Below are 25,131 nucleotides of genomic sequence, written 5' to 3'. Positions count from 1 at the left end.
GTTACCACTTTTTGTTCTGGTTGTTAGGAGCACTTTTTTGTCGTGCTTGTAAAATCATTTGTGCTTTAAGCAGCTGGCTCGGGTCACGGGCGCTTTCTACTTGCTCAAGCTTTCGCATATCTGGGTCACTCGATAGCGGCTGCCCTGAGGTTTGTGCTACAGCTTGTTGAGCATCGTCTTCACCTTTTTCGCTTGAAGCTTGCTGTGCGCTCGCACCTTGAGGTTTTGATTCATCATGCTCTTGATCTTCTGACTGCTCAGCTTTACTTGGCTGTTTAGACTGTGCTGTTTGCTCGCCTTCTTGTTCACCTGCATTTTCATCCGGTTGGTTTTTGGCTTGCGCTTGGTTTGCACTGTTCGCTTGGTCGTCTGTTGGGTTCTGTGATTTTTCACCGCTTGCAGAGCTTTGTTGTTGATCCGACGAGTCTTGCGAAGAATCATTTTGCTGACCTTGCTGACCTTGCTGACCTTGCTGACCTTGCTGACCTTGCTGACCTTGCTGACCTTGCTGATTCTGCTGGTCTTGGTCTTTTTGATCTTTGGATTCAGAATCACCTTGCTGTTGCTGTTGCTGTTGCTGTTGCTGTTGCTGTTGCTGTTGCTGTTGCTGTTGCTGTTGCTGTTGCTGTTGCTGTTGGGCTTGTTTGACGATCTCTAGATTCTTCTTCGCATAGGCATGCTCAGGGTTGTTTTCTAAAATGCGTTGATACTCTTCTATTGCTTGATCGTACTTGCCTTGCTGTGCTTGTGCATTTGCAAGGTTGTAGCGAGCATCTTCGCCATTCAAACCTTGTAGTGTCTGCTCTGCAGCTTCGAAGTCTCCCGCTTTGTATTGTGCGATGCCTTTCCACTCTTGTTGTTGGAACTGCTCTGCAGCTTGTTGGAAGTCTTCATCTTGATAAAGCTGATAACCCACCTGGTCGTCGGTTTTCCAAGGATTCGCAAACGCGGTATTCGGTTGGCTTAACGACAAAACCACAGCTAATCCGCACCAAATAACACCTTTTCGGAACAACCCAAGTGCAGGGAGTAATAGGAACGGCAGAAGCCAGAAGCCATTGTTGACTCTGGTGTTGAGTGAGTTATTGGTCTTGGTTACTTCAGAGGTTGTTGCCACTCGGTCGAGATAACTCGCGATATGCTCAACATCTGAGTTATCAAATTGAACCTCAGTGAACGTGCCACCATAACTGCGAGTCAGGTCGCGCATGTTCTCTAAGTGGGTTCTCGCGACCACGGTTTGCCCTGAGTCGGTTTGCAGCATTGAGCCTGTAGGTAAAGAAATGGGTGCGCCACTTTCACTGCCTACCGCTAAAATAGATAGCGTCCAATTGCTACCAGATAGCAGCGAGTCGATCTCTTTCTTCTCTTGGTCATCGATATCATCCGCAATCAATACTAAGTCACCTTGATAGATCTTCGCGCGAGTCATCATCTCAATCGCAAGCTTTACCGCAGCAGGTGCGTTACTGCCTTGGTAAGGCATGATATCTGGAGAGAGATTCGGCACTTGGCTCTTGATGGTGTTGATGTCTGACGTAAGCGGACTGATGGTGTAAGCATCGCCAGCGTACGCGACCATTCCGGTTAGACCTTCTTTCCATAATGAGAGCAGATCCAAAGCTTTGTATCGCGCTTGAGTCAGGCGATTTGGTTTTATGTCGGTAGCGTATAGAGACATCGACATGTCCATCATCACAACTCGCGCCTGCGTTTTTTCAAAGCTCGGCTGTTCATTGTTTTGAAAGCTTGGTCCGGCTAGTGCAACAACACCGACTAACCACCAAATACCAAAGTAAGTGCTGCGGTTTTTCGATGGCTTACTTGATTCTGGGGCTAAATATCGCGCGATATGAGACGCCAATAACCCTTGCTTAGATTGCTTCTTGCTAAGCCACCAAATCGCGGGCAGCGCGGCAAGCGCCAAGAACCAATATGGGTAGATAAAAGTAAAGTTAGACATTGTTTCTCCTAATGGCTAACAGCATAAATGCGAAGAACATGGCAGCAGACAAAGGCCATACGAACCACTCTTGTTGCGGCCGCCAAACCTTGGTGGCATTTGTCACGGGTTCTAACTGGTTGATGGTGTCGTAAATGGTCGCCAGCTCTTTACTGTCACGAGCTCGGAAGTATTGACCGCCTGTGCGTTTAGCAATTTCCATTAGCGTGCGTTCATCCAAGTCTTGAGCCGTATTCACTTTGCGAGTCATGAAGAACTCTTTAACCATCATTTCGCCTGCGCCAACACCGACGGTGTAAATGGTCGCGTTGTATTTCTTGGCAATGTCTGCGGCCTCTAATGGGTCTAATACCCCAGCGGTATTGCTACCGTCACTGAGTAGCACCATCACACGTTGCGGAGCATCGCTATCAACAAAGGTTTTGGTCGCAAGGCCAATGCCATCGCCAATCGCAGTTTGATTACCGATTAGTCTCAGTACTGCTTGATTGAGTTGTTGTGACAGTGTGTCTCTGTCTAACGTCAGGGGAGTTTGCAAATATGCATGATCAGCAAAGAGCACCAACCCAACTCGGTCGCCTTTGCGGTGTTCAATAAAGTCACTCAACACATGTTTGACTGCGGATAAGCGGTCGATGTATTCGCCATTGAACTGCATGTCCTCTTGGCTCATCGAGTAGGAGAGGTCGACAACCAACATCAAGTCACGGTGCTTCGGTTGAAACTCCACCGGTTCGCCATACCAAACGGGGCGTGCGAGTGCTGTCACCAATAAAAGCCAAATAATGACGGATAACGCCTTTGGCAAGCGAGTGCTTGGCGTTTTGGTATTACTGTCCTCTGGCAGAAATGGAAGCTTAAGAGCGCTGTTTGATTCTGCCTTAGGTGAGAACAAGTAAACGAGAAACGGCAGTGGCGCGAGGAAAAACATCCACCACCAAACGAATTCAATGTTGAGTAAGCTCGTGTTTAAAAAATCAGTCATAACGACCTCGCTTTGGAGGAAGGGCTTTGCGAATCCAAGTTTCACAGTCATTAACTAATTGCTGCTGAACCTTGCGCTGATCGTCATTCATTGAAGTTGGATCTTGATAAAGCGACTGCTGCCACTGGGAGCGTTTTGCTACAAACAACGGCTTTTTTAGTTGTGCGTCTAAGAACTTTAACCAATCATCACCCGCTAGACCTGCTACTTTCTCTCGTGGGAAGTAGCTCAATGCTGCTTGGCGAAGGATGCGTTGTGCTTCGCAAGGTGATAAGCGCTTTGAAGGCTGATTATTGTTGAAGTAAGACAGCGCTTCTTGCTTCGCCTGTTGGTTGTTTTTTCTACGTTTTAGAATGAAAAACAGCAAGGCAATCAGGGCAATGGCTGTGATAATCACTGCCCACCAGCCCCACGCCAAAGGCCACCAAGTCGGTGCGTCTGGCGCAATAACCGGACTTAAATCTAAGGGCTGTTTCATGACTGAGCTCCTGATATCTGGCTCATGAGTGACTGCGCACTCGATAGCGAGCTATAAGGTATCGCGAGAGACAACCCCATCTGTTGCAGCTGCTGTTTCTTAAGCGAAAAAGCATGGTTAAGCTTTTGCTTTTCTTTATTAGAAGAGAAATTAAACCATTGAGTTTTGCTGCCATCGGTGACCTGTTTAGAACCTTTATAGGCGGTTTCACCCTGCTCTAGCGGGTCGTAGAAATGCACCAGACGTACTCTGTTGTGCCGGCGAATTTGGCTGATAAGTGGGTAGTCACTTTCTTGGTAACGCACAAAGTCACTGAGCATAATAATATCGCTGCCTTTAGGGCAAAGCTGGTGCAGAGATTTCAGCCCATGCTCTAAGGTCGTGTCATTATGATTGTGGTGACTAGTCAGTGCCGCATTATTGATTTCTATGACTTTTTGAAGAATGCGTAATGGCGCGTGATTACTCGCACTGGGCTTGATTTCAATGATCTCTTTGCCAGTATCTATTACTGCGCCAATTCGGTCTTTTTGAGCCACAGTGAGCCAGCACAGTTGACTGGCAAAGTGCGCGAGTTGAACCGACTTTAGCAATAAGGTTGAGCCGAAAATCATGCTGCTTGATAGGTCCAAGAACAAAATGACAGGCTGCTCTCTTTCTTCAGAGAACAGCTTGGTATGCGCCTTGCCCGTTCTAGCTGTCACGCGCCAATCAATGCTGCGGATGTCATCTCCGGCTTGATACTGACGAACTTCAGAGAAATTCATCCCGCGTCCTTTGCGGTTGCTCTCGTGTTGACCGTTAAGTTGCGACCAAAGGCTCTTGGCTGGAGGCAACCAGCGAACAGACTGCGCTTTGTATTGCAGAAGTTCGTCCAGATTCAACGTGACGCCGTCACTATTGTTGGGTAGTTGATTATTCATGCGCGTATCTCTATGCGCTGCCAACCAATGAAATAAGGTGTGCGATCACTTGGTTTGCAGTGACCCCTTCAGCTTGTGCGTGGTAGCTACGGAGCAGGCGGTGGCGTAATACAGGGAATGCCATCGCTTGAACGTCTTGTGGCGTTACATAATCGCGGCCAGCAAGCCATGCGTGAGCACGCGCGCAGCGATCCAAAGCAATAGTTGCGCGTGGGCTGACACCCATATCTAACCATTGATCGAGTTGTTCGCTGTATTGCTTGGGTTGGCGAGTCGCCATTACCAGTCTGATGATGTACTGCTCAATGGTATCTGCCATATGAATATTGAGTACTTCTTGGCGTGCTTCAAAGATCGTGTGCTGAGATATCTCTTGTGGCTGAACCGATTCGTTGCCTTGAGCTTCACCGCGGTTGAGTCGCAAGATTTCCAGCTCACTTTCCATGTCTGGATAAGCCACTTCTAAATGCAGCAAGAATCGGTCTAACTGGGCTTCTGGCAGAGGGTATGTCCCTTCTTGCTCAATTGGGTTCTGTGTTGCCATGACCAAAAACAGTTCGGGCAGAGCATAGGTTTTTCGACCGGCAGTCACTTGTTTCTCTGCCATCGCTTCCAGCATTGCTGCTTGAACTTTCGCCGGAGCACGGTTGATCTCATCCGCTAGAATAAGCGAGTTGAAAATCGGGCCTGATTGGAAGGTAAATTCCCCAGTTTCTGGTCGGAAAATATCGGTACCAGTCAAGTCCGCAGGCAGTAAGTCAGGCGTAAATTGAATGCGGTGGAAATCCCCCTCAACGCAATCAGCCAGTGATTTTACGGCGCGAGTTTTTGCTAAACCGGGAGGCCCTTCAACGAGGATATGACCATCCGCTAAAAGGGCGATCATCAGTTGCTTAACGAGCTCTTTTTGACCAATGATTTGAGACTCTAGATAGTTTTGAAGGACTTCGAAATTTGTTTTGTGCATTTTGGACTCTCTGGGTATCCATTTGATTCTTATTTTGAGTATTGGTCACTGATTTGTAGCAAAAAGTTCCAGTACATTTGCGTAATTTATTTTTTCAAAATTGGAAAGATTTACAAGTGGTTAGCTAAAAACATCGTTAGGTTGTGATTATTACTATATCAATTGGCCTTTATATACAAAAGCTCGGCGGTGGGGAGTTGTTTTAGTTCAGTTAGATCTAAGGGCTGATAGCTAAAGCCGACTCTCGACAGTACGATATTGCCTTAGTTGACTCATATTTAATTTGGATAATTCCGGTTGTTACATCATATTTGCAGCTTTTTGAGAGAAAAGTCTCTAGTTTTATTGGTTTTGGCCGATACATCACTCAGATTGTGCATTGCTTGTTGGAGTGCACTAGAAAAGTCCTGTCCAGGGTATACCGATAACGAGCGATTCTTTTAAAGGTCCAAATATGTTTAAAACTAACTCTCTGAGTATCAAACAAAAAGTTGTACTTGGCATTACCTTTGCGGTTCTTGCATCGACAGTGATTGTCGGCGCGATGGCACAACAGCAAGCAAGAGATGTATTGAGCCACCGTTTGGTTGATATTGAGCTTCCCGGTATGTTGGAGCGAATCAATGGTGAAATTGATCGTGAAGTGTCTCAGTTATTGTTAGCTGCGGAGCAAATTGCTTCAAATGAATTCATTTCTGATGCTATCGAATCGACCGAGCGCGATGCTGAGCTAGAAAATAAACTGGTTAAACAACTGAACAATGTTCGTAACCAATATCAGCTGAATGATGCCTCGGTAGCTAACCGTCAAACAGCTTACTACTGGAACCAAGATGGTTTCTTACGCCAACTAAACCAACAACAAGATGGTTGGTTCTTTGGCTTTACGCAATCTGGACAGCCAACCATGGTGAGCATGTTCCAAGAAGCCAATGGTGAAGTGAAGATGTTTGCTAACTACCAACAACCTTCTGGTTTGGCGATGTCAGGTTTATCAAAATCGATGGATGACATGGTTAACCTGCTGAACGGTTTCAAGATTGAAAATACAGGCTTTGTATTTTTGACCGATAGCCAAGGTGATGTACAGATTCACCGTGAGCGTTCTCGCAGTGATTCTTCACTTCAACAACTTTACGGCCCTCAATCAAGCCAACTATTGAACAAGTCGGGTTTCAATCTGATTACCACTGAAAGCCAAGGACAAGAACTGTTTGTGGCGAGTTTGTATGTGTCGTCCATGGACTGGTTCGTTATTGGTGTGGTACCAACAGGTGAAGTGTTTGCTGAGCTCGATGCGACTGCGCAGAAGATGCTGATCATGACTGCTATCGTGGCTTTAGTCTTTATCCTTATGGGCGTAGTGCTAGCAAACAGCATCACTCAACCGATTAAACTTCTGGCTAAGCGATTCGGTGACCTTGGCGAAGGTGATGGCGATCTGGCGCAGCGTATCGAAGTGAAGGGCAACGATGAAATTGCACAGCTTTCAAAGGGCTTTAATGGATTCATTGAAAAGATTCACGAGTCTATGAAAGAAGTATGCTCGACAAGCCAAGCGCTTCAAGTGGCTGCAGAGAGTGTTTCTAACAAAGCACACATCACCCACGATAATAGCCAAGAGCAACGTGATCAAACCCTTCAAGTAGTTGCTGCCATTAACCAAATGGGCATGACCATCAGCGAGATTGCATCAAATGCGGCAACGGCTGCGGAAACGGCCACTCAAGCTTCGGGCAATACTGAAGTGGGCCGCTCTGTGGTAAACAAAGCAAAAGACGCGATCAGCCGTTTAGCTCAAGATATCGAAAGTACGAGTCAAGTGGTTGAACAACTTGCTTCAACAACACAAGATATCGGCTCCATTCTGGGTGTTATCCGCGATATTTCAGAGCAAACCAATTTACTTGCATTGAATGCAGCGATTGAAGCAGCGCGTGCCGGTGAGCAAGGTCGTGGCTTTGCCGTGGTAGCAGATGAAGTTCGTAACCTCGCAAGTCGTACAGCAGATTCAACGGAAGAGATTCAGAAGATGATCAACCAACTGCAAAGCGATGCTAAAGATGCAGTAACAGCAATGAGTACAGGTAAAGTCATTACCCTTGAAGGTGTAGCTGCATCGGATGAAGCCGTAGATGTACTGGGTGGCATTTCGGACCGCATCGTAGACATCACCGATCGTAACACGCAAGTAGCAACGGCAACGGAAGAGCAATCAACCGTAGTTCACACCATCAACCAGAACATTGAAGAGATTAACGCAATCAATGAAGTGACAACGGGTACCGCTGAGCAGCTTGCTGAAGCGAGCCAAGAGCTTCGCGACCTTTCTTCTCGCCTAGATAAGATGGTTGGCTCGTTTAAGCTGTAATTTCTTTAAGCTTTAATTCCTTTAAGCTGTAGCATGGCTTAGAAAGAGACATAGACGAAGAGCTGGATTCATTTAATCGTGAATCCAGCTCTTTTTATTTACGGGGTTGTTTTCTTCTAACTGGCCTTAGCTTGATCTGGTTTCGGGCTTTGCACTTAATCGCTCTAGCATCACAGAGCGTAAATGAGTAAAATCTTGTTAGGTTTAATATTTAGGTAAGTATCATGAGCGATTTTGAAAAAGAACTAGAGCAGATGACTCAAGAGATGGGCGATGAGCCTGAAGTGAAACTTCCATCACTTGAAGAGCAAAAAGCAATTGTTGCTGAGTTCAAACGACTAGAAGCGGAAGGCAAACTGACACCTGAAGTGTTAGAGAAGCATTTTGGCCAGTTCAACAAACAGAATGATACGCCAATTCACTAAGTTGATTTAGACAGGTTGCATGTCTAAAAGAAGTGATATTAGCAGTTGGGTTTATAGCCTGACTCATAGATAAAGGTCTAGCGCTTGCTAGGCCTTTTTTATTGTCGCTAGCGAAAGTTCGAATTGCTGACTCATGAACATCTTCGATGTAAGTTAAACTTCTCTCTCTCACATAAAAAATCCCCCTTACTGAGTAAGAGGGATTTGATATGGGCAAGTTACACCCTAAAAGGCTAAGCGATTAGTCTGTGCCGTATTCTTTGTATAGGCGACGACATGCGCGACCGTCACTGTGGAACAAGTGACAACGGTGTGCAGGAATACCAATCGCTAGCTTGTCACCAGATTCGATTGTCAACGTATCTGGCTGGCGATAGATAACGTCAGCATCGGCACTTTCAAGGTTTAGGTAAACCTGAGTTTCGTTACCTAGCTTCTCTACCATCATCACTTCAGCTTCAATCGTCGCATCACCTGTTTCAGCAGACAATAAATGCTCAGGACGAACGCCCAGAGACATACGGTCACCTGCATTGACAGTGGTACCATCGACTGGGATCCAGAAAGTCATGCCGTTAGAAAGTTGTACCAATACGCGTTCCGCTTCAGCTTGCTCGATGTGAACCGACATAAAGTTCATCTTCGGCGAGCCAATAAAGCCAGCAACGAAACGGTTCTGAGGGTAGTGGTAAAGATCAAGCGGCTTACCGACTTGAGATACGTAACCGCCATCAAGAACAACAATTTTATCTGCCATTGTCATCGCTTCCACCTGGTCGTGGGTAACGTAGATCATGGTGCAGCCAAGTTGACGCTGTAGCTTAGTGATTTGCGAACGCATTTGAACACGCAAAGCAGCATCAAGGTTAGATAGAGGCTCATCAAGTAGGAATACATTTGGTTGAGAAACCAGAGTACGACCGATAGCAACACGCTGACGTTGACCACCCGATAGGGCTTTAGGCTGACGCTCAAGAAGGTGACCAAGCTGAAGGATTTCTGCAGCATGTTCAACACGCTTATCAATTTCAGCTTTGTTAGCGTTCGCTAGCTTCAGGCCGAAAGACATGTTGTCGTAAAGGTTAAGGTGAGGGTAAAGCGCGTAAGATTGGAATACCATACCTACGCCACGCTTTGAAGGCTCAACGTCATTCATGCGTTGGTCGCCAATGTACAAATCACCAGACGTAATGTCTTCTAGACCTGCGATACAGCGTAATAGCGTCGATTTACCACAACCTGATGGTCCAACGAATACTACGAACTCACCTTCGTTGATGTCTAAGGTTACGTCCTTAGAAATCTGTACATCACCATATGATTTATAAACGTTTTTTAACGTGACACTCGCCATCTAGCTAGTCCTCGATCGATCAAATTTTAAGTTTTACTGCTTATCATTATAAGAAATTTTTGGGTCAGCAGTAACTGTAGGAATTGGTAAGTATTGAATGAGTAAGAAAAAAAGTGGGTGAGACTTGGATTCTTTAACCAAGCCCACCCGTCATAGCCAAACTGATGCCCATTTCCCCCACATCCAGCTAAACCTCCCCCGTGATTCAATCACAGATTTAGCTCGATGCTAATATAAGACACCAGCGGGCAGTGAAGCCAACTAAATGAATAATGCGTCAACACATAACACTTGCCGGTAAAGGGTTCTTACTATCCACTCTTGGATGAATGCAGTTTCGGTGAATTGGCGTAAGGGTACATCCTCCTAACGCAAAATTAACTAGGGGGAGTAGGAGGGGAGGAGTAGATATAGGGGGTTAATAATAATTGGCGATCCAGTTCAAATAAATCCACCACGTAACGGTGATGTTGATCACGATGAGTATGTGTTTTGTGATTGTAGTCTCTAATCTGACCGGATGGCGATCACGAATTTAAGCCATAATAGCTAGGGCGTAGTGGCTAGGATGATGAGCTAGGGTCTGTTTTCTCAGATCATAACCTCCGAAAACTGGCTCGTCTTGGTAGATGTGCCCTACGTATAAATATAAAAAGGATATTCACATGAAAAACGCTCTAAGCGCTGTAGCTCTAGGTACAATAGTTGCTCTGGGTTCTTTTGGTGCAAATGCTGCTATCGAAGAAGGACAACTAACAATCTGGGTAGGTGGTGACAAAGCTTATGAAGGCATGGCTGAAGTAGGTAAACGCTTCGAAGAAGATACTGGTGTTAAAGTAACAGTCGCTTTCCCTGACAAGCTAGAAGAGAAATTCCCTCAAGTAGCAGCAGCTGGTGATGGCCCAGACATGATCTTCTACGCACACGACCGTTTTGGTGGCTATGCAGAAGCAGGGCTTCTTGTTGATATCAAACCTTCTAAAGAAACTAAAGAAGGTATCGTAGACTTCGCATGGGACGCTGTTTCTTACGAAGGTAAAACAATCGCATACCCAGTAGCGGTTGAGTCAGTATCTCTAATTTACAACAAAGCACTTGTGCCTAACCCACCTAAGTCTTGGGAAGAAATCCCAGCACTTAACGCTGAACTTCAAAAAGACGGTAAGAAAGCAATCATGTGGCCTCTACGTGGCGGCGCTTACTTCACATGGCCTCTACTTGCAGCTGATGGCGGTTACGCATTCAAACAGACTGCTGAAGGTTACGACATTAAAGATGCGGGTGTAGCGACTGAAGGTGTTCAGAAGTCTCTAGGTTTCATCGAGAAGATGGTACAAGACAAAGTTATCTCTGCAGACATGGATTACTCAGTAGCTGAGTCTGAATTCGTTGCAGGTAACGTTGCAATGACAATCAACGGCCCTTGGGGTTGGGAAAACATCAAGAAAGCTGGCGTAGACTACGGCGTAACAACTTTACCTAAGTTCAACGGTAAAGCGTCTAAACCTTTCGTTGGTGTATGGGCAGGTGGTATCAGCACTGCGTCTCCAAACCGCGACCTAGCTGTTGAGTTCATGGAAAACTACCTACTAACAGATGAAGGTATGAAGAGCCTGAACGACGACAAGCCACTAGGCGCTGTTGCTCTTAACTCTTTCCAACGTCAACTAGACAGCGATACTCGTATTGCAGCAACAATGGACAACGCGATGAATGGCGAAATCATGCCTAACATCCCTCAGTTCACAACATTCTGGTACAGCATGGAAGAAGCGATCGGCAACGTAGTTGACGGCCGTCAATCAGTAGACCAAGCACTAAAAGCTGCTGAAGGTCGAATGACTAAGTAACAACCAAGCACTACCTTTTAAGGAGAGGGCAACCTCTCCTTACTTTTCTATTTTTTATCTATATCGCTAGCAGGTTCCTCTATGCAGTCAGTTCAAGGTACAGATGCTATCCCAGCACCATCAAGCCTTCCAGGCAGTAAAAGCGTCTTCATCAAATGGGGGTTGCTTGGTAGCGTTGGCTTAATAAACGGCTACGCTACAATTCTAATGTATTCTCGCGGTGAGCTCGCTTTTGCGCTGCTTACAGTGATCTTAACGGCTTTGGCACTTTACATTTTTGGTAGTAAAAAAACTTACGCCCACCGTTATATTTACCCAGGTATTGCCGGAATGATCTTGTTCATTCTTTTCCCATTGGCATACACCGTAGGGCTTGCGTTTACTAACTACAGCGCAAAAAATCAGCTTTCTCTAGAGCGCACTCAAACCGTTCTTTTAGACCGTTCTTTCCAAAGCGGTGAGAGCTACCCATTTACTTTGTACAAGACAGATGACGGTCACCAAATCGTCGTAAAAGATGGCGATCAACTGTTAGCGACTGACGTATTTTCTCTAGACAATATGACAGAAACGGAGATGGACCTATCTGTCATTGAGTCTGCGCAAGGTGAAAAAGAGAAGATCAAAGCGATCATCCAAAACCGAGCTGCGATCAATGGTGTTGATTTCAATCTACCGGACGGTGGTGACATCCGCATGAGTGGCTTACGTAAGTTTGCTTCTGTTGCTCCGCTTTACACGCTACAAGACGATGAAGAAACGTTAATCAACAATGAAACGGGTGAAGTCCTCAAGCCAAATATGGATGTGGGTTTCTACCAACCTGTTGATGCCAATGGTGAATTTACCGGTAACACAATTTCTCCGGGCTTTGTTGTTAGCATAGGGACACATAACTTTGAACGTGTGTGGAAAGATGACGGCATTAAAGAACCGTTCATCAGCATCTTTATTTGGACGGTAATCTTCTCTGTATGTACCGTAGTGTTCACTCTTGTCATCGGTCTTGTACTGGCAAACATTGTGCAATGGGAAGAGTTGAAAGGCCGCTCTATTTATCGTGTTCTACTGATTCTGCCTTACGCCGTACCAGCGTTTATCTCGATTCTTATCTTTAAGGGTCTATTCAACCAGAGCTTTGGTGAGATCAACATGGTGCTTGAGAATATCTTCGGCTTAAGCCCGAACTGGTTCTCAGACCCTATCTTAGCGAAAACCATGGTGCTGATGGTTAACACGTGGCTAGGTTTCCCTTACATGATGATTCTATGTATGGGTCTGCTTAAAGCGATTCCTGATGATTTATACGAAGCGTCAGCGATTGATGGTGCGAACTTCCTTGATAACTTCAAGCGCATTACGTTCCCATTGATGATTAAACCGCTTACACCGCTATTGATTGCAGCGTTTGCCTTTAACTTCAATAACTTCGTAATGATTCAACTATTGACGAACGGTGGCCCGAACATGATTGGTACTTCTGAGCCAGCGGGTTACACAGACTTGCTTGTAAGCTACACGTACCGAATTGCATTCGAAGGCGGCGGCGGTCAAGACTTCGGTCTAGCAAGTGCTATCGCAACGCTTATCTTCCTATTGGTTGGTGCACTAGCGTTACTAAACCTTCGTTTCACTAAACTGTCTCAAGATTAAGGAGCACGACAATGGCTATGGTACAAGGTAAAGGCCTTAAATACCGAGTGTGGGCAACGCATGCAGTGTTGTGGTGCTTCTTGGCAATGATAATCTTCCCACTACTGATGATCATCGCGATCTCGTTCCGTGAAGGTAACTTCGCAACCGGTAGTTTGATTCCAGACAATCCATCACTGGAGCACTGGAAACTGGCTCTTGGTATGTCGGTAACGAATGCTGACGGCTCGGTGACGGCACCTCCGTTCCCAGTACTGACTTGGTTGTGGAACTCGATTAAAGTGGCAGGTGTTACATCGATTTTAATCGTGGCACTGTCAACGACATCGGCTTACGCATTTGCTCGTATGCGCTTCAAAGGTAAAGAAACTATCCTTAAAGCGATGATGATTTTCCAAATGTTCCCAGCAGTACTGGCTCTTGTGGCTATCTACGCGCTGTTTGACAAACTTGGTCAATACATCCCGTTCTTAGGCTTGAACACACACGGTGGTCTGATCTTCTCTTACCTAGGTGGTATTGCACTGCATGTTTGGACGATTAAGGGCTACTTTGAGACGATTGATAACTCATTGGAAGAAGCGGCTGCACTTGATGGTGCAACGCCTTGGCAAGCATTCAGACTGGTTCTACTGCCATTGTCTGTGCCAATTCTAGCGGTTGTGTTTATTCTTTCGTTCATCGCAACAGTAGGTGAAGTACCAGTAGCGTCTATCCTGCTTACTGATGTGAACTCTTACACGCTAGCAGTAGGTATGCAGCAATACCTATATCCGCAAAACTACCTATGGGGTGACTTTGCGGCAGCTGCTGTACTTTCGGCACTTCCGATTACGATCGTGTTCTTACTTGCTCAACGTTGGTTAGTTGGCGGTTTGACGGCAGGTGGTGTAAAAGGATAAGCTGTATCTCATAAGAAAGAAAAAGAGCGACCTTCGTGGTCGCTCTATATTGGCATTTTTATTACATCATTTGGTTTGGCCGCCGATCAGTAATAAAAATAACCCTCAGGTTACGCATAGCTGGCTACTAATCAGGTTCCTTACGCTATTAATGATTAGTGGTTTTTGTAACTCTAACCCAGGTATTTACTTGGGTTTTTTTATGCCTGCTACTTTTTGCTTTCTACTTTGTCCGGATATTCGTTTTACCTGTCAGTTTTTGTGCTCATAGCTGCTTTAGCCATTAAAGTTTCGAGTCACTTCTCTTCTACACCTTTCTTGACTCATTCCTCTTACTTGAAGGCATGAACGAGTCTCACAAATCAGACACTCAGTATAAGTGGCTGTTGTACTATTGATATATTGCTAATATTCCAATGCGTGATACTTCAATGATTTGTATGCAACAAAACCTGAAATTGCACTGAAAATGTATAGGGAAGCCAGAGGTGGTTACAGAGTTTTTAAGTAGTATCTGTAAGGGGTATGTAAGTGGCTTTATTTATATGCCTGATTTTTGGTGGGAGTTAGAAGTTAGAACTCTTTGCTTGAAGGTGCACAACCTAAATGTTGCAGTAACACGTAGATGCTCTCTTGATCGAGTGCGACACGACGAAACAGATCCGCAAACGTTGGGTCGCCGCCGAAGCACGTCTGGATGTAGTGATTAATTTCATTACTATCGTAGCCCTCGACGTACAAGGTTCTAACCCATTGATACTCAACAGCCTTCAAATTGTTCAGTGTAGATTCGCTAAGAGTGGGGCGTGTAACGCTCAAGTGTGGCTCCAGGAAATTCAAATACATCCATTATGATTGGCGGTATTTAATCAGAGCAAAATGACGACTTTATTACAGTCAAAATAAATCAGTGAACAAGTGCCGATTCATTTCAACCTTTGGCTGGGTATCACGCTCTTATCGGACGTATTGGGTGTGCAGTGGATTTGGCGGTGTAGAACACGAAGGTATCAAATAAATCAATGCCAAGCAGGTGCTTGGCATTGTAATAAGGTTTTGTAGGGTAGCGTTGCTGGTTAACCTTACTTTAGGTACTTCACGTGAGCTTCCATCTCTTCACCAATCTGTTTTCGCATGTTCATTAGGCGAATAGCTGAGTCTCGTAATTCGATGTCTTCTGGTGTCTCTGGTATCCACTCTGGCACTTTAGTTGGGTTACCATTTTCATCGACAGCGACCATAATAACGATACAGTGAGTTGTTAGGCGGTTATTGAGCTCTTTAGGGTCGCTTGCTTGCACGTCGATAGCGATATGCATTGAAGATGAACCTGTGTAGATGACCTTTGCACTTACCTCCACAAGGTTGCCTACATGAATTGGGGCAACGAATCGAATTCCTCCTGCATAGGCTGTTATACAGTATTTACCGCTCCAACCTGCAGAACAAGCGTAGGCTGCTAAATCGATCCACTTCATTGCTGCACCACCATGAACTTTACCACCAAAGTTCACATCCCCGGGTTCAGCTAAAAAACGCAGAGTAACGTCTCGTTTACCATCTTGTCGGCTATTGCTACTGCTCATCAATCTTCCTTCATTATTATTTTGCTGCATAACATGCTTGTTACTTGCTAGTAACAATATACTTAAGATGACATAAGTTAAAGCGGATAATCTCACGGTTAAGACTATTTTTTTCAAACAGATGTTCAGTTGATGAATATTGGTGCTTAAAGGCGTATGAGGCGAATGGCAAACATGGGTGAAGTGATATCAAGCAAGCGATTAGAAATACTGATTAAGTCACTAGATAGGTCGATTGCAAAAAAAAACACCTAGCGTAATGCTAGGTGTTTCTAAGCCGTGTGGTACTCATGTCGGTACCTTTTTTGTGTTAGCCAACTAACCGCTGTTGATTTGGTTTAGTTAAAGTGACTGTATCTCAGTTACCACTAAAGTGGTAGTGGTTATTGTTTTCTTATCAGCTCACTTTTACTGTTTTACAAAGTATAGATCCTTCGCGTAGATATTTCCTTTCGGATTATTGTTAGGGAAGCCTTTTAGTGTATTTCGCACTAATCGTGTGTGATTGTAATGATACAGAGGCATAACTGCTGCAGAATCGTTGAGTAACGACTCAGCATGCTGATATAAAGTAAAGCGTTTAGACTGATCTTCCGTTTTACTCGCTTGCTGTAAGAGCTCATCATAATCTGGATTACAGTAGCCACTCTCATTTGCTGTGTGATCACAAGTGAAGGCTTCTAACAGTGCAGAAGGCTCTGGATAGTCACCAAATGCCCATGATCGAGCCAGCTGATAGTCGCCACTCCCTTTCGCTGCAACATAGGCTTTCCATTCCATGTTCTCTAACTCGACTTTTACGCCAAGTGGCTTCCACATCGAGGCAATCGCAATAGCGATCTTTTTATGATTCTCACTGGTGTTGTACGTAAGGGTAAACTTGAGCGGCTTGTTTTCGTTGTATCCCGCTTCTTCAATTAACGCTTTAGCTTTTGTTAAACGCTGAGCGCTGTCCAAAGCACTAAATTCGGATAAAGGCGCTGTGTAGTCAGGAATATTATTCGGTGTCACGCTGTAGGCTTCTGGTTCACCTTGCCCTGTTACCTTATCTACTAGTATCCCACGGTCGACGGTCATGCTTAGTGCTTGACGTACTCTGACATCATCAAATGGTGCCTGACGAGTGTTGAACGAGTAGACATAAGAACCAAGCAAAGCTTGTGCTTTAATTTGCTCAGGGCTCTCTTTGACAAGTTTTTGGTAGTACTCAAGTTGGACACGATTGGTCATATCAATCTCACCAGCTTGGTAACGAATCAGCTCGGCATTTTGAGAAGATAAGCCCAAATAGGTCACCTTGTTGATGATTGTAGATGTGTCATCCCAATAATTTGGATTCCTCTCGACTTCAACGTATTCGTTGGGCACCCATTTACTCAAAGTGTAAGCACCGTTGGTCGCGATATTTTCTGCGCGAGTCCATTGGTCGCCTTTCTCTTGAACCAACTCAGCAGGCAAAGGGAAAAAGGTCTTGATGCTCATTAAACTCATAAAGTAGGGCGTAGGTTTTGAAAGTGAAATTTCAACCGTGCGCTCATCTAATGCTTTGATGCCAAGCTCAGAGGGATCTTTGTCTCCTGATAGAATCTCGCTAGCGTTCACGATGTTAGCCGTCGAAAAAACAAAACCCGTGTTGTTACTTGTTTTCGGAGACACTGCGCGCTGCCAACCAAACACAAAATCAGACGCTGTGACTGGATCGCCATTCGACCATTTTACGTTCTCTTTCAATACAAACGTCACGGTTTTACCGTCTTTGCTGAACGTCCAACTTTCAGCTTGTCCTGGAATAATCTGTCCATCACTGTTCTCGATCACGAAGCCTTCAAACATGTCATTGACGATGATGTCTCCGGGCATACCTGAATTGACGAAACTAGGATCTAGTGTGTTGGGCTCTGCGCCGTTGCCACGCACAAAATGTTGTTCTTCAGCGAGTGAAGTGCCAGAGGGCACAGAAGCGGCAATAGCTGAAGTTGAAGAGAGAGCGATCAGCGATGAGATAAGCAGAGGTAGCTTTGGTTGAGTCATTGTAATTCCTTTTACAATTTAAACAGTACTCAATGCATTAAACATGAGTCGGCCACAGGTTGCAACACAGCAATTGTGCATTAACGAAATTTGAAAGCGGTGTGAACAAAACGAAAATGCCTGCGGAGTAACGCAGGCATTCTTAAATGGAACTTGTATGTAGGCAGCTTAATGTAAGGGACTGACCTAACTTTGTTGAGGTAGTGGCGCTTCCAGCCTTGGTTTTCTTTTGATTTGTGCAAGGATCACGCCTGAAATTACCATCACACCACCAATGATGTGGAACTGATTAATCTCTTCGCCTAGCCAAGTGGAAGCTAATACAATTGCGATAACTGGCATCAAGTTCATAAACATCGCACTTGAATCCGCACCAATGGTATCAATCGCTTTCACCCACATCCAAGGTGCTAAAATTGAAGCGGCAACCGCGGCGTAAGCTATCAATGGGATCGCTTGTTGCGGTGGTAAAAGCTGTTCGCTGGTAAGCCAAAGTGGCGTAAGCATCGCGACAGCAAACAGCCCCTGAATGTAAATCACCACCCAGCTACTGATTGGCATTTTCCAGCGTTTCAGTAGCACACAGTACGAAGCATAAACAAAGGCCGCAATTAGCATATAGCCATCGCCTTGAGTCAATTCTTGATGCATGAAGAACAAAGGATCGCCTTTACCCAACATCAGAGCTAAGCCTGACAGTGACAACACGCCACCCACAATACTCAAACTAGAAATGGACTTGTGTAACAAAGGAACGCTTAGAAACACACTGATCAATGGTACTAAAGACGTGATCAATGCCATGTTGGAAGCGGTTGTGGTTAAGCCTGCGTAGTAACCTAGAGATTGGTTCAACACCATGCCCAAAAAGCCGAGGAACGCTAATTTAGATAAGTTTGGCTTAATGACAGCCCACTGCTTCATCACTGGGCGAATACAGAAAGGCGTGAGAATTAACATCGCAAAAAACCAGCGGTAAAAACTCATCGCACTAGGTTCTATGGTGCTTGCAGCAAGCTTGTTGACGATTGCATTGGCGCCCCAGATACAGACTGTAAAAAATGGTAAGAGGTAATGCATGTAAATTCCGTCGCAAATGAGTTGATGCGGCTAGTTTGACAGGTCGTTATACTTACAAGTATCTTTAGAAAGACATCAGGCGCGATAGGAAGACAAGTTTGAAAAAACACTCCAGAAATCTTCACCCATCCTTATCAATTGATAAGGCACCATCCAACGTATTTATGAATTTTGAAGCATTTCTTTCGAACACTGAGACCCGAGTTCATAGCCACTCATGGGGACAGGTTCAATTGATCAGTGGCGGTATATTAGAGATGGAAGCGGAAAGTACCCGATTTCTAGCGCCACCACATTTAGCGATTTGGGTACCGGCCGGGGTGATGCATTGCAGTTATAACCGTAAGCCTTTGGACTACTGTTCGCTAAATATCGCCCCAGAGCTCACGCAACATCTGCCAGATAAAACCAGCCTTATAAAGATCACGCCGATTGTGTCTTCTATTATCGATGACTTTCGCGAGCGTGGAATCAATGTTGCGGAAACAGAACAAGATCAAAGGCTCGTTCAGGTACTGCTTGACCAACTTGCGCAGCGTGAGGTTGAACACCACTTCTTGCCTTCGACCGACAATAAGTACCTCGCGCCTATATTGGCTTCTGTTGAAGAAAACCCGACCGATGAAGTGACACTGAAAGATTGGGCTGAACGTGTTCACACCACGGAAAGAACCCTTTCTCGTCACTGCCAGACGGAGCTTGGAATGAGCTTTACAGAGTGGCGACTGCGAGTGCGCTACCTCTACTCAATGGACTTGTTGAGGAATGGCCAATCGGTAAAAGAGGTCGCTCTAACATTGGGTTATAACCAAGCGAGTCCATTTATTACCATGTTCAAACGTTATGCGAACCAAACGCCAGAACAGTATAAGAACCGTTTGTTGTAGCCTGCTCGTGTTGCCAAAAGAACGGATGTTTTCACTAGTTAGTGAATAGATAGACCATAAGTGAATACGTGCAGTATTAGCTTATGGAATCACACCTAATAGCCCATATATTTCGTTCTGTTGTTCGGTGACATCCTCATAGTGTTGGTTCAATAGAGTACTGTTGCTGCCCACCTTGAACAGTATGTACGTTTCTCCATCGACCTCGAACCAATTGAATATGCCATGCTGGTTATACGTGGTCATTGTTTTGTTTGTCTTCATGAAATATACATCAGCAGCGCAAGACATGCAGACGTACATAAGCCAAAGAAAGAAAAGAAAAACCACGAGCCTAAAACTGTTTTTTCTTTTCCTACCCCTCCATTGCTTTGCTGCCAACCAAGTTCACGAACCTGAGCCTTAGTAAGGTTTAAGTCTAGTTTCTCTATGTATCTATTGAGTTCGTCATTGTGTACTGAGCTAATCATGTTCTATCTCTCCTAACCATTTGATTGGTATTTTAGGGGAGCTCAGCGTTTGGTTAAATTAGATATTATTCAACAGGCGTTAAGGTAAATAGAACATTACGGATGGCAAAAAAGCCTCCGTGGTGGAGGCTTTGGAAGAAGGTGGTTTATCGATGGTTGTCGCTATGTCTTTGTTGTTAGTAATGCACGCTCTAATACCCCGTCAATTCCATATAGCCAGACCCAGAATGAGAACCTTCAATTGAGATAGGCCCCTCCCAATAAGGAACCGACAGTGGCATTTTCGCATTTGGATTAAGCGCCGAGACGGTCAGTTTAATTTGTTGCGTCGGAATCGTAATTTTCCACTCTGTTGGATAGTCACGCCCATCGAACTCGGTTTTTTTGGTGGCGGTTAAGCTGATATCTTGTTGTTTAATCGCGATGCCAGAGCCATCTTGCTGCATTAACCTTGCATGGGAATAACTGGCTTCACCTGTTGCTGAGTTTCGCAGTTGGAACACGACCAAACTGGTTTCATCACTCAGCCTTAGCGCAAACCAATCCCAACCTTGTTGCGAGTCGAGTAAAAACTGAGAGCTCCATTCTCGGTCTATCCAACCTGTACCAGAAACCAGATGGGTTACTCCATCAATAGTTACCTCGCCCGATACATTAATGAATGGTTGGCTGTAGTAGTAGGAAGCCACTTTGTCATCGCTACTTTTAGTGCTGTAGCCTTGTTCGCCTTGCTTTTGATAAGGCGCGTTGCTGGTTAACTTAAGCGAGTAGCCAAACTGATCTGAATTAGCGTTCAAGGTTGCGGGGAATAGATCATCGCTTGAAGAGTTCCATTGCCAGTCATCAAGATAGACCCGAAACGGTGAAGTGCTGACACCCGCCAGTTCAGCTTGGTCACGTGACCACTTTTCATCGGCGTAGTGCTTATCTTTAGTGGTGACGGCGCTGTGTGCCATGTAGATTTGCTGACTTTGCCACGTAGTTCCCTTAGTGCCATTGCCACTTTCCTGTGGTGCAGCCGCGAAGCGGAATTGTGTCCATTGCACACCTAACATATTGCCTTCTTCATCAATTAAGTTTGCGGTTAAGTACCACCATTCATGACGAAAACTAGGGTGTGCTTGATGATCGGCAGGGAAGGTGATGTCGATACCTTTTACTACCGGAGAAAATTGCGCTTGATCGATTGCCGTTTCATTCTCGGTTTGTGTTTCAGTACCGAGTATTGAACCCATATTTTGAGCTGATGGTTGAGTGGACTCGTCGCACCCTAAAAGGAGCAAGATGCCAAGTGTGAGAACGAAAACGCTTATTGCTCGATTCATCACAACACCTCGCTCTGTAAACTGGATACCACGGGTTTGCTGACCAAACGCCACAGTGGAATCAAGGTCGCAATCACAGCCACTAAAATAGTGATGGCTGAGATGCTGAGTGCATCACTCCAATTCCATACGTAATTTAGGCTCCAACCAAAGGCGCGCAGGGTAACGATGTCCGTCAACACATAACCGACCATAGCGCCGAGTGGTAAAGCGATAACCAGAGTGAAGGCGACCAGAACAACGATTTGCCCGACCACCATCGCCATCAATTTTTTCTGACTCACACCTAGCGCATACAACCTTGCAATAGCGGCTTTGCGTGCATCGAGCAACATGAAACAGGCGCAGAACAACCCAATCACCGCCACCATTAAAGTGACGCCATTAAGCGCCCGAGTGATGGCAAAGGTTTGTGAGAAGATATCTAAAGCGATCGATTTGATCTGTGCTTGATCGTAAAGCTGACTTGGGTGCAGATTGAGTTGTTGGCGTAGCTGTTCAGAAACCACTTGTGGATCACCAGATACTTTGATTCCCAAGCTGGTGGGTAAGTCAGTAAATCCGCTTTCGAGCCATAAATCAGGTGCAAGTAACACTTCGCCATTCGGTGAGCCGTAATCATGAAAAATCGCGCCGACGATGAGTGTTTTGTCTTGGAACGCATCAAGTTCAAGTTTGCTATTCAATGATAATCCGAGCTTCACCGCGGTAGGCTCGCTGATCGCCACTAATTCACCTTGGTAAAAGCGTGACCAGAAGTCATCAACGTGAGATTGGAACACCATGGTTTGCTCAAGTGTGTCTTTGTCTTTGGTTCCGAGCAAAGTCGGTAAGCCCTGCAAGTTATCGTCGACATAATATTGCTTATAAACGGTTTCAACATTTTCAAACTACTCTAACGCACGTTCCACATTGGCAATTTCACCTTGGGCAGGGCTAACGTAAATATCGGCATGTAAGCGCTGCTCAAGCCATTGCTTTAACGTGGATTCAAAGCTGCCGACTAAGGTGTTCATTCCCACATTGGCGGTGACAGCGAGAAGCAACGCCATCATGGCAAGGGACAGAGGGGAGATAAGTTCACGCAGCTCAGCAAATAGGTATTGTATTAACCCCGATTGGGTGCGTTTTTCGCTCCAGTTCGCTAGCACGCTGAGTGTTTTGGGCAAATACAAAGGAATCGACACCACTAACACACCGAGCCATGCCATGGTAAAGCGATGATGTTCGCTCAGCCATAACCCTGCTAACGCGACAATGGTTAATACTGCCCCGATAACAAACAGCTGATTTTCGTTAGACGCTTCCGGCGCTTGATAGAAACCGCCATGGGAAGAGAGGGGTTGTCGCACCCGCTGTTTAAAGTGCTGCCAACACGCGACAAGCGTTGCGGCCAGCGTGAGTAGCAGTGCCTGCACTAACCATTTCAACTGCCATGTGCCGGGAAGCAGCGTTGCACCATAAAGTTGCTCAAGCGTTATCGCGACGGTGGGATGTAGCCAGTGGCTGAGTTGAATGCCGAGAATGAAACCAAGCGACGCGCCCAGTGTGACTAAAAGAGTCAGCTCGACTAACAGAGCTGAAAACACGATGCTTGGCGCAATGCCGGCTTGTTGAATTTGCACCAATAGCCGATTACGCTTCAGCAAACTGTACTTCACACCATTGTAAGCGATGAATAGGCCAACCAAAAACGCCAACAAACTCATGGCGGTGAGGTTAAGGTGAAAGCTATCGGTAATTGAACCGAGATCCGTGCTTTGGTTGTTGGATATCCATTGCCCTTGCTCGCCAATAAGGCTTTGCCATTTATCCTGAGCATTGCTGTTAGTGTCGCTCTTAGTGTCAAAAATAGCGATATAGCTCAGTTCCCCTTGCTTGTTAAGCAGTTGCTGAGCGAACCCAATATCCATCAACATTCGGCTACCGAGCTGCCATTCATCTGGTAGCACTACCACTTGAGTGAGCACTTCATCCAAAGTGAGTGCGTCTATTCCTCCCAAGTTCTGGTGTTGCGATTGGCTCATCATCACAATGGGTTCACCCGCTAAGAGTTGCGGCAAAGGTAAGGCATTGTCGAACAGGGAAATGTTTGGTTCTTTGGTTTGAGTATTGCTTTTTTCGTCGACGCGAGCGTGACGAGATCTTGAAGTGAGAGCGGCGATCAACTCACTGCCTTGAACTGACCAGCGTCGGCCTTGTTCATCTCTTATTCGCCCTTCAATCACAGGCAGCGTAGCGCTTAATCCACTTTGTCTTAAGTTAAAGTAAAGCGATTCCGGCAAATAGTTTTGCCCTGCTGGTGGAATGATAAGGTTCTGCGCCTGGGCGCTAAGTTGCTCGGTCGATTCAGCGTAGCTGCGCTTGGCATTAAGGTTAATGGCCTGCACGGCAACAAACAAGGTGACCGCTAGCACAATACCAATCAGGATTGCTGCAGCTTGCAGTGGCGATTGGCGATAGTGTGCCGCGAATAGACTCAACGTCAGTTTAGTATGGGTAAGCTGGTTTTGTGCGAAGCCAGTTTGCTTCATTGGATTACTCACAACGCTGTGCTCTTGGGGTCAGATTTGCGTTCCTTAAACAACCATCATCTAACACCAATTTTGTCTGCATAAAGCTGGCGCATTCTGGGCTGTGGGTAACCAAAAGCACCGCAGTGTTGCCTTGTGTGGTGATTTCACTCAGCAGCTTCATTACCTCAATGCCAGCCTTGTGGTCGAGGTTGCCTGTGGGTTCGTCGGCAAGCAGCAGTTTCGGTTTGTGGGCTAGCGCGCGAGCAATCGCAACTCGTTGTTGTTGACCGCCAGAGAGTGAGGATACATGCCTTTCGAGTAGCTCGCTGATGCCCAATGCGTCAACTAAATAATCGCACCAGTCGCTCCACTTCTGTTGATTTAAATGGAGAGGAAACGCGATGTTTTGTTTTACGTTGAGTGGGGTTAACAAGTTGAACTGTTGAAAGACAACGCCCAAATTTTGATGGCGGAATTGGCTCCATTGTGGATCTTTCCAATTTGATGTGTTCTCGCCATCGAGCCACAACTCGCCACCGGAAAGAGGTTCGAAGCCCGCAATTACGTTCAGCAAAGTACTTTTTCCGCTGCCACTCGCCCCTGTCAAAGCCACGCTTGCCCCTGTTGCCAAAGCGAAGTCGACACCTTCCAATACGTGATGGGTATCTTTGCCATCAACAAAGCTTTTGCTGGCATGTGTGAGTGTGACAATTGGGCTTTCCATTTCCTTTCCTTATAACCAAAACTTACCATCAAAAGGTGTCGTTACTTGTGGCAACTACCGAAGCGACAAGCTCTATAAAACTGTAGACAACAATTTCAAACAATAGAGCGATTTATATCGAATTATTAATAACTTGTACTGCGAAAAGAGGGAAATAGATCAGTGTGAGGGAGAATGCAGTTGGTGGTGGGAGCTTAGAGTCACTATGGAGGCTTTTGGATTTATCGTTAGATGGTTCGTGATCTCGTTTAAGTGCAATAAATCATGGCTTAACGTGTTAAAGGTTTTCTTTATGAAAGTGGGGTGGGTTAGTGCTGTTTCTCTAACTTGTTTATGCCCCATGTAGTGGTCAACAAATTCCGGACACTGACTTAAGCCGATTTTCGGCATTTACTGGCGACAGCCCATCATTTGCTTGATGAGGCCGTTGCCGATTATAGTAACTCATCAGGTAATGGCTGATGTCTTTCTTAGCTTGAGCTTGTGTCAGGTAACCTGTTGCTGGTATCCACTCGGTTTTCAAGCTTCTAAATAGCCGCTCCATGGGAGCGTTGTCCCAACAATTACCACGACGACTCATGCTTTGAGTTATACGATATCGCCAAAGTCTTTGGCGATATTTACGGCTGCTATATTGGCAG

The 25,131-nt window shown here is 45.6% G+C and carries 20 protein-coding genes and 1 pseudogene; 6 read left to right on the top strand and 15 right to left on the bottom strand.

What is annotated here, in order from left to right; genetic code table 11:
- Window position 1: 1 nt before the first annotated feature.
- From OQJ75_RS10010 to OQJ75_RS09990, 5 genes are read right to left on the bottom strand one after another with little or no spacing between them, the layout of a single operon-like run.
- Window positions 2–1,963: a VWA domain-containing protein gene (locus OQJ75_RS10010; protein WP_265973149.1), complete on the bottom strand. Its 1,962-nt coding sequence runs from the start codon at window positions 1,961–1,963 to the stop codon at window positions 2–4.
- Window positions 1,956–2,948, bottom strand: coding sequence for a vWA domain-containing protein (locus tag OQJ75_RS10005; protein WP_416340677.1), 993 nt, complete (start codon window positions 2,946–2,948; stop codon window positions 1,956–1,958). The genes OQJ75_RS10010 and OQJ75_RS10005 overlap by 8 nt, the downstream gene beginning before the upstream one ends.
- Window positions 2,941–3,426, bottom strand: coding sequence for a DUF4381 domain-containing protein (locus OQJ75_RS10000; RefSeq protein WP_265973151.1), 486 nt, complete (start codon window positions 3,424–3,426; stop codon window positions 2,941–2,943). Before OQJ75_RS10000 ends, OQJ75_RS10005 begins: the two co-directional genes overlap by 8 nt.
- Entirely contained in the window at window positions 3,423–4,349 is a 927-nt protein-coding gene (locus OQJ75_RS09995) for a DUF58 domain-containing protein (protein WP_265973152.1), read from the bottom strand. The genes OQJ75_RS10000 and OQJ75_RS09995 overlap by 4 nt, the downstream gene beginning before the upstream one ends.
- A gap of 10 nt (window positions 4,350–4,359) precedes the next feature.
- The gene (locus OQJ75_RS09990; protein ID WP_265973153.1) at window positions 4,360–5,316 is read right to left on the bottom strand and encodes an AAA family ATPase; all 957 of its coding nucleotides are present in this window, start codon (window positions 5,314–5,316) and stop codon (window positions 4,360–4,362) included.
- A 454-nt stretch (window positions 5,317–5,770) separates the two neighbouring features.
- Here OQJ75_RS09990 and OQJ75_RS09985 point away from each other — a divergent pair, with 454 nt between their 5' ends.
- A complete protein-coding gene (locus tag OQJ75_RS09985) occupies window positions 5,771–7,687 on the top strand; it encodes a methyl-accepting chemotaxis protein (protein WP_265973155.1) in 1,917 nt (638 codons plus the stop codon).
- A 224-nt stretch (window positions 7,688–7,911) separates the two neighbouring features.
- The gene (locus tag OQJ75_RS09980) at window positions 7,912–8,112 is read left to right on the top strand and encodes a hypothetical protein (RefSeq protein ID WP_010431457.1); all 201 of its coding nucleotides are present in this window, start codon (window positions 7,912–7,914) and stop codon (window positions 8,110–8,112) included.
- Between the two features lie 241 nt (window positions 8,113–8,353).
- Here OQJ75_RS09980 and malK read toward each other — a convergent pair whose 3' ends face one another.
- Window positions 8,354–9,466, bottom strand: a complete 1,113-nt coding sequence (malK, locus tag OQJ75_RS09975) for a maltose/maltodextrin ABC transporter ATP-binding protein MalK (protein WP_010431455.1) — start codon at window positions 9,464–9,466, stop codon at window positions 8,354–8,356.
- A 665-nt stretch (window positions 9,467–10,131) separates the two neighbouring features.
- Here malK and malE point away from each other — a divergent pair.
- From malE to malG, 3 genes are all read left to right on the top strand, one after another.
- Window positions 10,132–11,316: a maltose/maltodextrin ABC transporter substrate-binding protein MalE gene (gene malE / locus OQJ75_RS09970; RefSeq protein ID WP_248375032.1), complete on the top strand. Its 1,185-nt coding sequence runs from the start codon at window positions 10,132–10,134 to the stop codon at window positions 11,314–11,316.
- An 81-nt stretch (window positions 11,317–11,397) separates the two neighbouring features.
- Window positions 11,398–12,969 (top strand): maltose ABC transporter permease MalF, encoded by a 1,572-nt coding sequence (gene malF / locus OQJ75_RS09965; protein ID WP_260811981.1) that lies wholly within the window; start codon window positions 11,398–11,400, stop codon window positions 12,967–12,969.
- An 11-nt stretch (window positions 12,970–12,980) separates the two neighbouring features.
- A complete protein-coding gene (gene malG, locus OQJ75_RS09960; protein ID WP_050632832.1) occupies window positions 12,981–13,871 on the top strand; it encodes a maltose ABC transporter permease MalG in 891 nt (296 codons plus the stop codon).
- Between the two features lie 573 nt (window positions 13,872–14,444).
- Here malG and OQJ75_RS09955 read toward each other — a convergent pair.
- The 4 genes from OQJ75_RS09955 to OQJ75_RS09940 all read right to left on the bottom strand — a co-directional run bounded on the left by OQJ75_RS09955 (window position 14,445) and on the right by OQJ75_RS09940 (window position 18,568).
- Window positions 14,445–14,717, bottom strand: coding sequence for a hypothetical protein (locus OQJ75_RS09955; RefSeq protein WP_409574901.1), 273 nt, complete (start codon window positions 14,715–14,717; stop codon window positions 14,445–14,447).
- Between the two features lie 236 nt (window positions 14,718–14,953).
- The gene (locus tag OQJ75_RS09950; protein WP_019822926.1) at window positions 14,954–15,457 is read right to left on the bottom strand and encodes an acyl-CoA thioesterase; all 504 of its coding nucleotides are present in this window, start codon (window positions 15,455–15,457) and stop codon (window positions 14,954–14,956) included.
- A gap of 408 nt (window positions 15,458–15,865) precedes the next feature.
- Window positions 15,866–17,488, bottom strand: coding sequence for a peptide ABC transporter substrate-binding protein (locus OQJ75_RS09945; protein ID WP_265973164.1), 1,623 nt, complete (start codon window positions 17,486–17,488; stop codon window positions 15,866–15,868).
- A gap of 186 nt (window positions 17,489–17,674) precedes the next feature.
- On the bottom strand, window positions 17,675–18,568 hold the full coding sequence (locus OQJ75_RS09940) for a DMT family transporter (RefSeq protein WP_248391944.1): 894 nt from the start codon (window positions 18,566–18,568) through the stop codon (window positions 17,675–17,677).
- 98 nt (window positions 18,569–18,666) lie between these two features.
- On the opposite strand from OQJ75_RS09940, the gene OQJ75_RS09935 reads away from it, so the two are divergent.
- Window positions 18,667–19,455, top strand: coding sequence for an AraC family transcriptional regulator (locus OQJ75_RS09935; RefSeq protein ID WP_017101015.1), 789 nt, complete (start codon window positions 18,667–18,669; stop codon window positions 19,453–19,455).
- Between the two features lie 81 nt (window positions 19,456–19,536).
- Here OQJ75_RS09935 and OQJ75_RS09930 read toward each other — a convergent pair whose 3' ends face one another.
- From OQJ75_RS09930 to OQJ75_RS09910, 5 genes and pseudogenes are all read right to left on the bottom strand, one after another.
- Window positions 19,537–19,719 carry a hypothetical protein gene (locus tag OQJ75_RS09930; protein ID WP_265973168.1) on the bottom strand — a complete coding sequence of 61 codons (183 nt, stop codon included), beginning with the start codon at window positions 19,717–19,719 and terminating at the stop codon, window positions 19,537–19,539.
- A gap of 397 nt (window positions 19,720–20,116) precedes the next feature.
- Window positions 20,117–21,250 (bottom strand): lipocalin-like domain-containing protein, encoded by a 1,134-nt coding sequence (locus OQJ75_RS09925; RefSeq protein ID WP_265973169.1) that lies wholly within the window; start codon window positions 21,248–21,250, stop codon window positions 20,117–20,119.
- Window positions 21,250–23,784, bottom strand: a pseudogene (locus OQJ75_RS09920) (ABC transporter permease). Before OQJ75_RS09920 ends, OQJ75_RS09925 begins: the two are co-directional and overlap by 1 nt.
- A gap of 4 nt (window positions 23,785–23,788) precedes the next feature.
- The gene (locus OQJ75_RS09915; protein ID WP_265973170.1) at window positions 23,789–24,490 is read right to left on the bottom strand and encodes an ABC transporter ATP-binding protein; all 702 of its coding nucleotides are present in this window, start codon (window positions 24,488–24,490) and stop codon (window positions 23,789–23,791) included.
- Window positions 24,491–24,839: 349 nt separating this feature from the next.
- Window positions 24,840–25,131: integrase core domain-containing protein (locus tag OQJ75_RS09910; RefSeq protein ID WP_266067171.1), on the bottom strand; the 292-nt coding region annotated here is incomplete at its 5' end.

It is taken from the genome of Vibrio sp. 14G-20, from assembly GCF_026241515.1.
In the GTDB taxonomy this organism is placed as follows: Bacteria; Pseudomonadota; Gammaproteobacteria; order Enterobacterales; family Vibrionaceae; genus Vibrio.
This window is presented reverse-complemented; position numbering and strand designations above follow the sequence as displayed.

What these genes read in the sequence shown, in the direction of transcription:
- malK (WP_010431455.1), bottom strand. Translation starts at nt 9,466, where the DNA reads ATGGCGAGTGTCACGTTAAAAAACGTTTATAAATCATATGGTGATGTA.
- OQJ75_RS09985 (WP_265973155.1), top strand. Translation starts at nt 5,771, where the DNA reads ATGTTTAAAACTAACTCTCTGAGTATCAAACAAAAAGTTGTACTTGGC.
- OQJ75_RS09980 (WP_010431457.1), top strand. Translation starts at nt 7,912, where the DNA reads ATGAGCGATTTTGAAAAAGAACTAGAGCAGATGACTCAAGAGATGGGC.
- OQJ75_RS10005 (WP_416340677.1), bottom strand. Translation starts at nt 2,948, where the DNA reads ATGACTGATTTTTTAAACACGAGCTTACTCAACATTGAATTCGTTTGG.
- OQJ75_RS09930 (WP_265973168.1), bottom strand. Translation starts at nt 19,719, where the DNA reads ATGAAGACAAACAAAACAATGACCACGTATAACCAGCATGGCATATTC.
- malG (WP_050632832.1), top strand. Translation starts at nt 12,981, where the DNA reads ATGGCTATGGTACAAGGTAAAGGCCTTAAATACCGAGTGTGGGCAACG.
- OQJ75_RS09990 (WP_265973153.1), bottom strand. Translation starts at nt 5,316, where the DNA reads ATGCACAAAACAAATTTCGAAGTCCTTCAAAACTATCTAGAGTCTCAA.
- OQJ75_RS09945 (WP_265973164.1), bottom strand. Translation starts at nt 17,488, where the DNA reads ATGACTCAACCAAAGCTACCTCTGCTTATCTCATCGCTGATCGCTCTC.
- malE (WP_248375032.1), top strand. Translation starts at nt 10,132, where the DNA reads ATGAAAAACGCTCTAAGCGCTGTAGCTCTAGGTACAATAGTTGCTCTG.
- OQJ75_RS09995 (WP_265973152.1), bottom strand. Translation starts at nt 4,349, where the DNA reads ATGAATAATCAACTACCCAACAATAGTGACGGCGTCACGTTGAATCTG.
- OQJ75_RS10000 (WP_265973151.1), bottom strand. Translation starts at nt 3,426, where the DNA reads ATGAAACAGCCCTTAGATTTAAGTCCGGTTATTGCGCCAGACGCACCG.
- OQJ75_RS09955 (WP_409574901.1), bottom strand. Translation starts at nt 14,717, where the DNA reads ATGTATTTGAATTTCCTGGAGCCACACTTGAGCGTTACACGCCCCACT.
- OQJ75_RS09915 (WP_265973170.1), bottom strand. Translation starts at nt 24,490, where the DNA reads ATGGAAAGCCCAATTGTCACACTCACACATGCCAGCAAAAGCTTTGTT.
- OQJ75_RS09940 (WP_248391944.1), bottom strand. Translation starts at nt 18,568, where the DNA reads ATGCATTACCTCTTACCATTTTTTACAGTCTGTATCTGGGGCGCCAAT.
- malF (WP_260811981.1), top strand. Translation starts at nt 11,398, where the DNA reads ATGCAGTCAGTTCAAGGTACAGATGCTATCCCAGCACCATCAAGCCTT.
- OQJ75_RS09950 (WP_019822926.1), bottom strand. Translation starts at nt 15,457, where the DNA reads ATGAGCAGTAGCAATAGCCGACAAGATGGTAAACGAGACGTTACTCTG.
- OQJ75_RS09925 (WP_265973169.1), bottom strand. Translation starts at nt 21,250, where the DNA reads ATGAATCGAGCAATAAGCGTTTTCGTTCTCACACTTGGCATCTTGCTC.
- OQJ75_RS10010 (WP_265973149.1), bottom strand. Translation starts at nt 1,963, where the DNA reads ATGTCTAACTTTACTTTTATCTACCCATATTGGTTCTTGGCGCTTGCC.